Source organism: Compostimonas suwonensis (assembly GCF_002797855.1).
In the GTDB taxonomy this organism is placed as follows: Bacteria; Actinomycetota; Actinomycetes; order Actinomycetales; family Microbacteriaceae; genus Compostimonas; species Compostimonas suwonensis.
Genome location: NZ_PGFB01000003.1, coordinates 673,147 through 685,608 on the forward strand (window position 1 = coordinate 673,147; position 12,462 = coordinate 685,608).

14 protein-coding genes are annotated in these 12,462 nt (G+C 67.3%); 11 read left to right on the top strand and 3 right to left on the bottom strand.

All coding sequences use genetic code 11. From position 1 onward, the window contains the following. Positions 1-6 precede the first annotated feature (6 nt). The 10 genes from CLV54_RS10905 to CLV54_RS10950 all read left to right on the top strand — a co-directional run bounded on the left by CLV54_RS10905 (position 7) and on the right by CLV54_RS10950 (position 9,854). A complete protein-coding gene (locus CLV54_RS10905) occupies positions 7-1,725 on the top strand; it encodes an ABC transporter permease (protein WP_170061983.1) in 1,719 nt (572 codons plus the stop codon). Positions 1,726-1,773: 48 nt separating this feature from the next. Beyond that, entirely contained in the window at positions 1,774-2,961 is a 1,188-nt protein-coding gene (locus CLV54_RS10910) for an NAD(P)/FAD-dependent oxidoreductase (protein ID WP_100344966.1), read from the top strand. A gap of 75 nt (positions 2,962-3,036) precedes the next feature. Continuing rightward, positions 3,037-3,861 carry an amidohydrolase family protein gene (locus tag CLV54_RS10915; RefSeq protein ID WP_100344967.1) on the top strand — a complete coding sequence of 275 codons (825 nt, stop codon included), beginning with the start codon at positions 3,037-3,039 and terminating at the stop codon, positions 3,859-3,861. A 112-nt stretch (positions 3,862-3,973) separates the two neighbouring features. Continuing rightward, complete coding sequence (locus tag CLV54_RS10920) at positions 3,974-4,795, top strand: HpcH/HpaI aldolase family protein (RefSeq protein ID WP_100344968.1); 822 nt, start codon at positions 3,974-3,976, stop codon at positions 4,793-4,795. Positions 4,796-4,803: 8 nt separating this feature from the next. After that, positions 4,804-5,643 (top strand): alpha/beta fold hydrolase, encoded by an 840-nt coding sequence (locus CLV54_RS10925; RefSeq protein ID WP_100344969.1) that lies wholly within the window; start codon positions 4,804-4,806, stop codon positions 5,641-5,643. Continuing rightward, the gene (locus CLV54_RS10930) at positions 5,640-6,614 is read left to right on the top strand and encodes a 2-hydroxyacid dehydrogenase (protein ID WP_157802925.1); all 975 of its coding nucleotides are present in this window, start codon (positions 5,640-5,642) and stop codon (positions 6,612-6,614) included. The genes CLV54_RS10925 and CLV54_RS10930 overlap by 4 nt, the downstream gene beginning before the upstream one ends. Further along, positions 6,611-7,375: an SDR family NAD(P)-dependent oxidoreductase gene (locus CLV54_RS10935; RefSeq protein ID WP_157802926.1), complete on the top strand. Its 765-nt coding sequence runs from the start codon at positions 6,611-6,613 to the stop codon at positions 7,373-7,375. Before CLV54_RS10930 ends, CLV54_RS10935 begins: the two co-directional genes overlap by 4 nt. A gap of 152 nt (positions 7,376-7,527) precedes the next feature. After that, positions 7,528-8,766, top strand: coding sequence for a cytochrome P450 (locus CLV54_RS10940; protein WP_170061984.1), 1,239 nt, complete (start codon positions 7,528-7,530; stop codon positions 8,764-8,766). Beyond that, a complete protein-coding gene (locus tag CLV54_RS10945) occupies positions 8,763-8,954 on the top strand; it encodes a ferredoxin (protein WP_100344973.1) in 192 nt (63 codons plus the stop codon). Before CLV54_RS10940 ends, CLV54_RS10945 begins: the two co-directional genes overlap by 4 nt. 147 nt (positions 8,955-9,101) lie before the next feature. Further along, positions 9,102-9,854 (top strand): GntR family transcriptional regulator, encoded by a 753-nt coding sequence (locus CLV54_RS10950; protein WP_100344974.1) that lies wholly within the window; start codon positions 9,102-9,104, stop codon positions 9,852-9,854. A 53-nt stretch (positions 9,855-9,907) separates the two neighbouring features. On the opposite strand, the gene CLV54_RS10955 is transcribed toward CLV54_RS10950, so the two are convergent. Together CLV54_RS10955 and CLV54_RS10960 are read right to left on the bottom strand one after the other, a co-directional pair. Then, on the bottom strand, positions 9,908-10,831 hold the full coding sequence (locus CLV54_RS10955) for a zinc-binding dehydrogenase (protein WP_211294517.1): 924 nt from the start codon (positions 10,829-10,831) through the stop codon (positions 9,908-9,910). 120 nt (positions 10,832-10,951) lie between these two features. Then, positions 10,952-11,560, bottom strand: coding sequence for a TetR/AcrR family transcriptional regulator (locus tag CLV54_RS10960; protein WP_157802928.1), 609 nt, complete (start codon positions 11,558-11,560; stop codon positions 10,952-10,954). A gap of 216 nt (positions 11,561-11,776) precedes the next feature. On the opposite strand from CLV54_RS10960, the gene CLV54_RS10965 reads away from it, so the two are divergent. Beyond that, a complete protein-coding gene (locus CLV54_RS10965; RefSeq protein ID WP_100344977.1) occupies positions 11,777-12,127 on the top strand; it encodes a metallopeptidase family protein in 351 nt (116 codons plus the stop codon). A 29-nt stretch (positions 12,128-12,156) separates the two neighbouring features. Here the strand turns inward: CLV54_RS10965 and CLV54_RS10970 are convergent, their stop codons facing one another. Next, complete coding sequence (locus CLV54_RS10970) at positions 12,157-12,429, bottom strand: DUF2277 domain-containing protein (protein WP_100344978.1); 273 nt, start codon at positions 12,427-12,429, stop codon at positions 12,157-12,159. Between the last annotated feature and the right edge of the window lie 33 nt (positions 12,430-12,462).

The window sequence follows — 12,462 nt, forward strand, 5'->3', positions numbered from 1 at the left end:
GCGACGGTGGACACAGCCGGCGCGCCGAGGAGGAGGTTCCGGGGCAAGTGGATCGTCGGGCTCGTCATCGCTGCGTTCTTCGGAGCACTCCTGGTCTACCCCGTGGGCTCGATGCTCGTCCGTGTCTTCTTCGTCGACGGCTCCTTCAACACGGATGCGTTCGTCTCCGCGTGGAATCAGACCGGCATCGCGACGGTGCTGCTCAACACGCTGATCTTCGTCGTGGGCACGGGTGTCGTGGCGATCGGTTTCGCTCTCGTCCTGGCATGGATCAACGAGCGCACGGATGCCCGCTCAGAGGTGTTGAGCCGGTTCCTGGGCATCGCGCCGCTGCTGCTGCCTCCGATTGCGACGTCGATCGGTTGGGTGTTCCTCCTGTCGCCCGGCGCCGGATTCATCAACGGGATCCTCCGGACGCTGCTGGGCGCTGCGGGATTGCATCTCGAGGACGGCCCGCTCAACATCTTCACCTGGCCGGGTATGGTCCTCGTCGCCGGCATCACGACGATGCCGTTCGCCTACCTGCCGATCAGTTCCGCGCTTCGCAACATGAGTCCGGCACTCGAGGAGGCGTCGACGATCGCCGGGGCGAGCACCTTTCGCACGTTCCGCAAGGTCACCGTGCCGGCGATCGCCCCGGCGATGGCGAGCGCGGCGGTCCTGGTGTCCATCCTGACCCTCGCCCTCTACGCCGTTCCGTCGATCATCGGCACGGGAGCCGAGATCGAGGTGCTGGCGGCCCGGATCGTCGGGCTCCTGACCTACAGCTACCCGCCCCAGACGGACTCGGCAGTCGTGCTCGGCCTGATCGTGCTCGTCGTCGTGGCGATCGGATCCTTTGTGCAGAACCGCCTTCTGCGCCGCGGCGACTTCGCGAAGGTCGAAGGCAAGGCCACACACGCGACGGTGGTGCGACTCGGCAGATGGAGGTGGCCGGCCCGCGTGTTCACGATCGTCTTCGTGTGCTGCATCTCCATCCTGCCCTTGGCGGCGATGCTGATCGTCTCGCTGCAATCGTTCTGGTCGTCGACCGTCCGCTTCGACACCTTGACGCTCAAGTCCTACGGCGAGGTCTTCGGCGACGACCCGGTCGTGGCCGATGCGCTCGTGCGCAGCGTGGAGATCGCCGTCATCGGCGCGACGGTGCTCATCATCTTCAGCCTCACCATGTCGCTGTTCGCCCGGTCGTCCGGACGGGTCGCGAACACGCTCGTCTCGTGGGCCGCTGCCGCCCCGGGAAGTCTCTCGCACATCATCGTCGGTGTTGCGTTCGTGGTGGCCTTCTCGGGCCCGCCCTTCCACCTCGGCGGAACGACGTTGATCATCCTGCTGTGCTTCATCGCGATGTACGTGCCCCAGTCGTACTTCGCTGTGTCGAGCTCCGTGGGACAGCTCGGACAGGATCTTCTCGACTCGTCCGCGATCAGCGGCGCGAGTCAGGCCCGGACCATCCGCAGGATCATCATCCCGCTCAGCATCGGGGGCATCGTCGCGGGCTGGACGCTCACCGTGAACATGATGCTCAGCGACGTGACCGCGTCGATCCTGCTCTCGGGCACGAACAACGCGGTCCTGGGTTACGAGATCCTCGATCTCTACCAGAACAGCGGATATTCGCGACTCGCCGCGCTGGCGATCGTCGTCGTCCTCGTCACCGCGGGCGTGTTCCTGATCGGACAGATCATCGACTCGCGCTCGCGCAAATGGAGGTCGCACCGTGCATAACGGCTCAGGGAACGTGTATGTCGGCACCACGGACGCGGAGGGATCGAGATGAGAATCGTCGTAGTGGGTGGATCGCTCGGTGCGCTCAGGGTCGTCGAGGCCCTCCGCGCTCGCGGCTACGCCGACGAGCTCGTGGTCGTCGGCACCGAGCAGACGATGCCGTACAGCAGGCCGCCGTTGACCAAGGGAACGCTTCCGGGCGCCGGCGACATCGAGTCGGTTCTGCTCAGGATCAAGCCGAGTATCGCGAACGTCGAATGGCGGCTCGGCGTCACCGCGACATCCGCCGATCTCGAGGCGGGCTGGATCGAACTCGACACCGGCGAGAGGCTCGGCTATGACGGGCTCGTGATCGCCACCGGTGTGCGTGCGCGGCAGCTTCCGTTCGACGCCCCGACCGTGCCGCGCCTCTCGTTCCGCACCTACGCCGATTACCTCCGCTCACGGGAGTTCACCTCTCCGGGCGGGCGCATCGTCTGCGTGGGGGCGGGATTCGTCGGATGCGAGTTCGCCGCGACGGCGATCGAGTTGGGATGTCGGGTGACGGTCGTCGATCCGCTCCCCACCCCGATGGGACGCGTGCTCGGGCACGAGCTGGGCGCCGCGATCCAGCACAGGCATGAGGAGAGCGGGATCGCCTTCCACATGGGCCGGGGCGTGGCCGCCTACCACGGCGCCGATACCGGCATCGCGGAGGTCCTGCTCGACGACGGTTCGGCGCTCGAGGCGGATCTCATCGTCGAGGCGCTCGGGACACGTCCCAACACCGAATGGCTCGCGGGCACGTCGCTGGACATCTCGGACGGCGTGCTGTGCGACGGGAGGCTGCGTGCGGTCGGTGCGGAGAACGTCGTGGTCGTGGGAGACGTCGCACGATTCCCGAACCCGCTCTTCGACGAGGTTCCCCGCCGTGTCGAGCACTGGACGATGGTGCCGGAGACCGCCAAACGCGCGGCTGCCACACTCGTCGCCCTGCTCGGCTCCGGCGAGCTCGACGAGACGCCGTTCGCGCCTCTGCCCGTGTTCTGGTCGGATCAGCACGTCGTCAGGGTGCAGGCGTTCGGCTCGCCTCATCTGGGCGACTCGGCGACCCTGCTCGACGGCGACGTGTCCGGCGACGTCGCCTACGCGTATTGGCGCGGAGACCAGGCCGTCGGGGTGGCGATGCTGGGGTTCGCGACGAAGGCTCCCGAGTATCGCGCCTGGATCGTCGACCAGCTCGGCGGGAGCCGCTGAACTCGTGTCGGATTCGAATCGACTCTGCGTGCCCCGCAGCGGGTGCGCCGGCTGTACAGCAATGGAGGACACCGAATGATCGTCGACGCCCAAGTGCACATCTGGGAGGCGGATCGGCCCGAACGGCCGTGGATCCCCTCGGGCGCCAGTTATGCCCACAGACCCGAGCCGATCACGCAGGAGACGCTCACCGCCGAGATGGACAGGGTCGGAGTCGATCGCGCGTATCTGGTTCCACCGACGTGGGAGGGGATCCGCAACGATGTTGTGCTTCGCGCTGCGGAGACGGAGCCCGAGCGGTTCCGCGCGATCGTGCGGTTTCCGATCGACGACCGCGGCTCGGTGTCGAGCCTCGAGGCCTGGGCGAGGGATCCACGGGTGGCGGGGGCGCGGCTCGTCTTCACCCGCCAGGCGGCGGTGTGGCTCACCGACGGGACCGCGGACTGGTACTGGGATGTCGCGGCGGATCTCGGTCTGCCGACGATGGTGTTCGCCCCGAACCTCACACGCGAGCTCGGTGCCGTCGCCGCGCGCCATCCGCGGGCGCGCATCGCGGTCTGCCATGTCGGCCTCGAGACCTCCAAACGCGACGATGAGATCGATGAGGGCTGGGCCGACGCCCTGGCCCTGGCCGACCTTCCGAACGTCGCCGTCAAGGCGACGTCGCTTCCGTCGTTCACGACCGAGGACTATCCGTACCCACTGCTCGCGGAGAAGATCCACCGTCTCATCGACGCATACGGGGCCGATCGTGTTTTCTGGGGCAGCGATCTCTCCCGTCTGCGGGGCGACTACGCGCAGCTTCGCCGGTTCTTCGAGGAGGAGCTCGATCTGACGGACGACCAGTCGCGTCTCATCATGGGCGAAGCCGTGCTCGGGTGGTTTCCCTGGAGTCGGTGAGGCGGTATGCACCAGGACCCGGCGGTCGCATGAACGCGATCCCGCCGCGCCGTCGACGACCGCACTCCATGCGGCCGGGACGGGCAAGGACGAAGCAGAGAAAGAGAGAGACATGAAACGGAATCGCGTCAAGGAGATCATGGACCGCGGCGATCTGGCGCTTATGAGTCACGTCACGATCGCCGATCCGGCGGTGGTCGAGCTCATCGCCCTCGCCGGATTCGACGGAGCCTTCATCGACATGGAGCACTCGGTGTTCGACGTCGGCCTCGTCGCCGAGATGATCCGCATCGCGGATCTGAGCGGCATCACGCCGGTCGTGCGGATCCCGAGTGTCGACCCCGGTCTCATCCAGCGCCTTCTGGATGCGGGCGCGCAGGGCATCCAGATTCCGCACGTGGACGGCGTCGACGGCGCCAAGGCGGCCGTCCAGGCCGTGCGCTATCCGCCGCTCGGCGAACGTGGGGCGCACGGCGGCACGCGGGCCGCCGGGTACGGAACCGTTCCGTGGGATGAGCACGTACGCACGTCGAACTCCGAGATCCTGCTCATCGTCATGGCCGAGGACACCGAGACGATCGACCAACTCGAGCAGATCGCGGCAGTCGATGGGATCGATCTCGTCGCCTTCGGGCCTGCCGATCTCGGAGTCGCGCTCGGTCTCGCCGGCAAGCCGCAGGAGCTCAAGGCCGCGTTCGTCGACCTCGTGACCCGGGTGCGCTCGGTCGGCAAGGCGAAGGTGTACGTGCCGTTCAACACGGCGGTTCTGCCGTTCACGCCCAGCGAGCTGCGTGACATCGGCGTCAGCTACTCCACGGTCTCGCCCAGCCCGATGCTCGTACTGCAGCGCGCGCTCAAGGAGGCCGCGAGCAGGATCCGGGACGAACTGGCGAGCGGGGGCGCCGCGGGCGTTCCCGCCGATCGCCGGGGCTGAGGGCCGACATGCCAGAGTTCGCGCTCGAAGACGGCCGCACCCTCTTCTACCGGGTCGACGACTTCACGGAGCCGTGGGGTCGGCCGGAGACGGTCGTGATGCTCCACGGAAACGCCGAGAGCTCGGAGTCGTGGTACGGATGGGTGCCCGAGTTGAGCGGGGATCTGCGTGTCGTGCGTCCCGACATCCGCGGATTCGGTCTGTCGACGCCCATGCCCGAGGACTTCCCCTGGACTCTCGACGTGATCCGGAAGGACCTGATCGGGCTGCTCGACTCCCTGGGGATCGACCGCTTCCACCTCGTCGGAGCGAAACTGGGCGGGACGATCGCGCGACACCTCGCGAGCGCGCATCCCGACCGCGTCTCATCGCTGGTCGTCGCGGGAACCCCCGCGCCGCACCGCGGTGTCGGGCCACGGCCCGAACTCATCCGCGAGGTCCTCGAGCACGGCGTCGAGGCGTGGGCGCGGCGCAGCATGGCCGGGCGTCTCGGACCCGGCTTCCCCGATCAGGGCGTCGAGTGGTGGATCTCCTACATGTCGCGTACGGCGCCGTCGACGGTGGCGGGGTTCCTCGCGAGGATCGCCGACGCGGACATCGCCGACGCGCTTCCCCTCATCCGTTGCCCGACGCTCGTGATCACGACGGAGGGCAGCGGGCTCTCCAGCGTCGAGGAGACGCGGGAGTGGCAGCGGCGCATCCCGCTCTCCGAGCTCCTCGTGCTGCCGGGCGACTCCTACCACGTCGCCGTCAGCAACGCCCGCGAATGCGCGCGGGCCGCCCTCGAATTCATCACCCGTGTGCGCGAGAACGCGGGGACACCTCAGAAAGGTCGACCGATCACATGAAAATCCTCATCCTGCAGCCGCTTCCCGACTCCTCGGTGGCATGGCTGCGCAACGCCGGAGCCGACGTCGTCCTCGGCTACGAAGACGACAGCTGGAGGCAGGAAGGCGCTGGGATAGCCGGTCTGCTCTATTACACCGTTCCCGTCGACAAGGCGACGCTCGACCTGCTTCCCGACCTCCGTGTCATCGGGAAGAGGGGTGTCGGGATCGACTCCGTCGACCTCGACGAGCTCGAGCGTCGTGGGATCGCTCTGACGAATGTCGCCGGCGTGAACTCCAATTCCGTCGCGGAGCACGCGATCACGATGCTCTTCGCGGCGACCCGCGACATACCCGTGCGCGATGAGCTCACGCGCGCGGGACGGTTCGAGGAACGTGTGACGCTGCCGCTCGTGCAGGAGGTCTCCGGGTCGCGGATCGCGGTGGTGGGTGCGGGGAACATCGGCCGGCGTATCGCGGCGATCCTGAGCGAGGGATTCCAGTGCGAGATCCGTTTCTACGACCCGTATGTGCCGGCGGATGTGCGAGCGACTCTTCCATACGAGTTCGACGACGATCTGCTGGCGCTGTTCGAGTGGGCGAACAATGCCGTCATCGCCGCGCCCCTCACAGCGGAGACGCGCGACATGGTGCGACGAGAGCACTTGAGGTCACTCGGGCGCAAGGGCGTTCTCACGATCATCAGCCGCGGCGGTGTCGTGAACGAAGGCGATCTCGTGGAGGCACTCCTCGAGAAGGAGATCGCGGCCGCCGGCGTCGATGTCTACGACCATGAGCCGCCTGCCCCCGACCATCCCTTCTTCGCGATCGAGAACGTCGTGCTCACCCCTCACACGGCCGGCGGCAGCGAGACCTCGCGCGAGAAGTCGTCTCTGCTCGTCAGCCAGCAGGTCTGGGATCATCTGCACGGCCGGCAGGTTCCTCTCGTCGCGATTCCGGTGCGCCCGAGCGCGAAGGAGGCTGCACGGTGACGCAGTCGGAGCCCGCCGTCCCGAGGCGTCGCCTGGACGGCAAACGGGTGCTTCTCACAGGAGCGGCGCAGGGTATGGGGGAGGCGACGGCGCGGATGTGCGTCGCCGAGGGGGCATCCGTCGTGCTCGTGGATCGAGAGCCGCACGTCGAAGAGGTCGCGAACGGCCTGGGCATGCCATGGCTCGTCGGAGACGTCTCCGACCGCTCGACGGCCGCGAAGGCGGTCGACCTCGCCCGCGCCGAGCTCGGCGGCCTCGACGCGCTCGGCAACATCGCAGGGACCCACTGCGCGGGCGACATCATCGAGATGAAGGAGGAGGACTGGGAGCGCGCCTTGGCGGTGAACCTCCTCGCCCCCCTCTGGTTCTCCCAGCTGGCGATCCCGCTCATGCTCGACGACGGAGGCGGGTCGATCGTCAACATCTGCTCGGTCTCGGCTGTCGCGATCATTCCGGGCAGGGCGGGTTACAACACGACCAAACACGCGCTTCTCGGTCTCACCCGGTCCGTTGCGCTCGATTTCGGGCCGCGGGGCGTCCGCTGCAACGCGATCTCGCCCGGGATGACGCTGACCCGGTTCTCCAAGCGCTCGCTGAACGAGCCGGGGAGACTCGAGCACCTGCTCAAATCGAGCTTCGTCGGTCGTCTCGGTCAACCGGAGGACATCGCGCCGGCGTGCGTCTATCTCTTCTCGGACGAGTCCGGGTTCACCAACGGCGCGAACATCGTCATCGACGGCGGGCGCACGGTGTTCACCTGATCGGCGCGCCTCTCATCCGCTCATCCGCTCGGGTAGATGCGGGTAGATGGATCGAGATAATCAGTGGACATTAATGGCTATTTGTACAACTATAGAAGTGATTTGTACGGCCAAATATGCGAAACGTTGGAGAGAGGACTGACATGGCCACGATGGAACATGCACATGCCGAGGAGGTCATCGGCTTCCCGATGGCGCGTGCGGAAGGATGCCCCTTCGATCCGCCACCGGATCTCGCGCAGTTGTCGAAGGAGGGAGCCATCACCCGGGTGCGCAACTGGGACGGCTCGCTCTGCTGGCTCGTGACCCGGTACGACGAAGCCCGCGAGGTTCTGAGCAGCCCCGACATGAGCGCCGAGACGCACCATGCGGGCTATCCGCACATGAGCGCGGCGGTCAAGGTGCGGCGCTCGACGGAGCAGAACATCATGACGATGGACAATCCGCAGCACGACATCCAGCGTCGACTCATCAGCCGTTTCTTCACCCTCAAACAGGTCAACCTGCTCCGTCCGAGGATCCAGGCGATCGTAGACGAGGTCATCGACGACCTCCTCACGCAGGCGCCCCCGGTGGACATCGCCACGGCATTCGCGCTGCGGATCCCCTCCACGGTGATCTGCGACATCCTCGGGATGCCGCATGAAGACCAGGACTTCTTCAGCGAGCGCACGATCACCCTGATGAACCACCAGAGCTCTGCGGAGGAGGCGGGAGCGGCCCACGACGACCTGCGACGCTTCATCGAGGAATTCATCTCGACCCGAGACGACCATGGCGACACCCTCACCGGCCACCTCGTCGCACTGATGAGAAGTGGTCAGCTGACCTCGAAGCAGGTCGTCGACACCATGATCCAGCTGGTCACCGCCGGCCATGAGACGACCTCGAACATGCTCGCGCTGGGCACACTGGTGCTCCTGCAGGATCCCGCTCGTCTGGCAGAGATCCGGGACACCGATGATCCGGAGGTCCTCGGCAACGCGGTCGACGATCTGCTGCGCTATCTCACGGTCTCGCACGTCGGACGGCGCCGTGTCGCGCTGAAGGACATCGAGATCGGCGGGCAGCTCATCGCCGCGGGAGAGGGGATCATCGTGGCGCTCGACATCGCCAACCGCGATCCGCACGCGTTCGAGCACCCGGACGAGCTCGACTTCGCTCGTTCCGCCCACCACCACCTCGCCTTCAGCTACGGCATCCACCAGTGCCTCGGTCAGTCGCTCGCCCGCGCCGAGCTGCAGATCGCGTACCAGAGCCTGTTCCGGCGCATCCCGTCGATCGAGCTCGCGGTGCCGCTCTCAGACATCCGCTTCAGGGATCGCATGATCATCTACGGGGTGTGGAACCTGCCGGCGACCTGGGAGACCCGAGAGGCCGTGGTCGTATGAAGGTCGTGATCCATCAGGACCGATGCATCGGCGCCGGGCAGTGCGTGCTCTCGGCGGGCACCGTCTTCGACCAGGACGACGACGGCATCGTCATCCTGCTCGATGACGCCCCGCCCGAGTCGGACTACGCCGCCGTGCGCGCCGCAGCGAAGGTCTGCCCGGCCATGGCGATCGAACTCGTCGAGTGACGATCCGGATGGGCGGTCACCGGTGCGCACGCCGGCGACCCGCCCATTCGTCGTTGGCGGGATGCTCGCCCCGTCCCGCAGGGCGGGCTAAGTTGGCAGTGCAGGTGGCGAGGGGTTCCATCGCCGCGTGGACCCTAGAGGACGGCAATGCCCATCAAGACCGAACGCGAGGAGAGCAGCTATCGCGCCCTCGCCCGGAGCCTGCGCGAGGCGCTGGTTCGGGGCGACTATGCGGACGGGCGGGCGCTGCCCACCGAGGCGAGTCTCGCGCAGACCCACGGCATCGCCCGACAGACCGTTCGCCAGGCCTTTCACGAGCTCGTCTCCGAGGGGCTCGTCTATCGTGTGCGGGGCAGGGGCACCTTCGCTGCGCCGCAGGACGGCGCTTACATCATGCAGCTCGGCACGATCGACGATCTTATGGGCCTCGCCGTCGACACGGTGCTCGAGGTCGTGGAGCCGCTCCGTCGTCAGGTGGACGTCGAAGCGGCGAGCCGGTTGCAGCTCTCCCAGGACACGGTGTCGTGCCTCGTGTTCCGACGTCTGCACGACGAGGTGCCGTTCTGCCTCACGACCGTCTACCTCCCTCCGGACGTCGGCGCTCTCCTCGCCGAATACGACGAGTTCGGCGAGGCCGGCTCCTCGTCGCGATCGACGATCATCGGCATCCTCGATCAGCGGCTGGAGTCTCCCGTCGCCGAGACCCAGCAGAGCATCACCGTCGCCCTCGCCGATGAGGCCACCGCGCTGCATCTCGCATGCGAGGTCGGCGACCCGCTGCTGCGGATCGATCGTGTGCACAAAGACCTGCAGGGCCGTGCGGTCGAGCTCGCTATCAACTATTTCCTGCCGAGCCAGTACTCCTACCGCACCCAATTGAGGCGTCGCGCGACGATGTGACCCTTCGGGGCACCGATGGCGGTCACGATGTCGGTGCCCCGGCCGCGGGCGCGCTACTCGGGGAGGACGGCGACGAGCCGGCCGACGACCTCCCCGCGCTGCAGCCGCTCGATCCCCTCGCCGATCTCGTCGAAGCCGATCTCGGTGAGGATCGACGAGGCCTTTCCCGCTGCGATGAGGTCCATCACGGCCGCGCAGTCCTCGTGGCTTCCCGCGGAGGAGCCGAGGTAGCGCAGCTCCTTGAAGACCACGTTCTGCGAGGAGATGTCGGCGCGCTCGCGCCCGAGGCCGACCTGCACGACCGTGCCCTTCGGCGCGACGGCGTCGATCGCGCCCGCCGTGGTCGTGCCGAACCCGGCGTAGTCGACGATCACCTCGAGACCCGTGTCGGCGAACTCCATGATGTCTTTCGCGACGGCCGTGGCGCCGTATCCTCGCGCGTTGTCCCAGACCGCCTCGTTGATCTCGGCGACGTACACCTCGGCGCCGAGACCGACGGCGAACTGGATGGCGAGCGAGCCGAGACCGCCCGCGCCAATGATGCCGAGCTTCGTGCCCGCCGTCACCCCGCCGAGCTTGAGGGCGTGATACGCGGTCATGCCGGCATCCGTCGCCGGGGCCGCCTGTTCGAAGGAGATCCCGTCGGGCAGCGGGAGCACCCAGTCGGCACCGACCTTGACCTTCTCCGCGAAGCCGCCGTCGATGGCCTGGCCCGGCCCGCCGAACGCCGTGGGCACGCCGACGCGGTCGCCGACAGCGACCGAGGTGACGTCGGCGCCGATCGAGGCGATGACGCCCGCGATCTCATGACCGAGGGTGATGGGGGTGAAGCCGAGGATGCCGGTGAGGGTTCCGTCGAGGAACCCGACGTCGCTGTGGCACAGGCTCGCCGCTCTCACGTCGATCACCACCTCGCCCGGGCCCGCCACCGGCTCATCGACCTCGGTGAGCACGAGAGGCTCGTGAGCTGCGGTCAAACGCCATGCTTTCATTGCCGTTCTCTCTTTCTTTCTTTTCTTCGCGTTTCGGGTGCCGGAGATACCGGGCCGAACGAGGTGACGACACCGCGGGCATCTGTCAGCAGGAGTCATCGCGGGTCATCGCGGCGATTGCGCACCGGGGAGCAGCCAGCTCGAGTAGACGAGGTCGAGCACGGCCTCCAGCTGGCGTGGGTCGCGAGGCGCCGGGGTGTTCAGCCAGACCGAGATCGCCCCGACGATCCCGTGGGCGATGAACGCCGCGAGGTAACTCCGGTCCAGCTCGGTGCCGGTCTGCGCGCGCCCCGTTCCGAGGTCGGCCAGGTGGCCGAGCACCAGCTCGAGCGAGGTGCGCACGTGGTCGCTCAGCACGGTGTGCAGGGCGGAGCTGGGGCGCCCGCTCGCGCGGTCGGCGTACACCGCCTCATATCGTTCGAGGTGGTCGATGAGGCGGGCGTTGAGCATCCTGCCCGCGTCGGCGAACGCGTCGGGCGTGCCGTCGACGAGCTCGTCCGCTTCGACCCGCAAGGGGTCGAGGTCCTCGCTCAGCGCCGAGCGCAGCACATCGACGGGCGACGCCGCATGCGCGTAGAAGGTGCTGCGGTCGATGCCGGCCTCGCGTGCCAACTCCGCGACGGAGATCGTGCTCACGTCTTTGCGCGCGGTCAGTCGCAGGATCGCCTCATGGAGCCGTCGCCGGGTCGCCTCGATGCGGGCGTCCACCTTCAACGGATCTCGCTGCGTGTCGGACTCACCGTCCCACCGTATGCCGACGTCTCACGATAATCAACAGGTGTTGGATTACTCGCGTCCGTCCCCTTCGGCTGCTCGCCGCTGCGCGACGGCTCGGAGAGCTGATCGACTGCCAGGAATAGCCCTCGTGGGGTTACGTTGTGTCAGACATGACGCCGCAGCCGCGCGACGTCGATTCGAGGAGGCCGTGACATGGTCGAGATCTCCGATGACGACTTCGAGAAGATGGTCACCGAGGAGTACGACGCCATCCCGGATGACATGGTCGGCGAGCTCCAGAACGTCGCCATCCTGATCGAGAACCAGCCGCCGGGTGAACGCCCGCGGCTCTTCGGCCTGTACACCGGGCATCCGCTCACGAGCCGCGGCGTCTACGGCTTCGGCGAGCTGCCCGACCGGATCACCCTGTTCAAGAACAACATGCAGGAGCACAGCGCCGACCTCGACGAGCTGCGCACTCGCGTGCGGATCACCCTCGTGCACGAGATCGGGCACTACTTCGGGCTCGACGACAAACGCCTGCGCGAGCTCGGCTGGGCCTGAACCCGGGCCCGGGATCGAGCGAGCCCGGCTCAGGCGGTCGCGAAACGCTGCTGCGAGCGGGCCTTGGCCTTCGCCGCCTCGACCTCGCGGTTCTTCGGCGGCGCCGTGCTCACGAGGTCGTCGAGCAGGTGGCGGGAGATGTGCGCGATCTCCTCGACCGCACGCTCGAACACCTCGGCGTTGGCTTTCGACGGTTTGGTCGAGCCGCTGATCTTCCGCACGAACTGCAGCGCTGCGGCGTGCACCTCGTCGTCGGTGGCGGCCGGCTCGAAGTTATGAAGGGTATGGATGTTCCTGCACATGTCTCGAGGCTACGCGCGTCGTCGCGGCGTGTC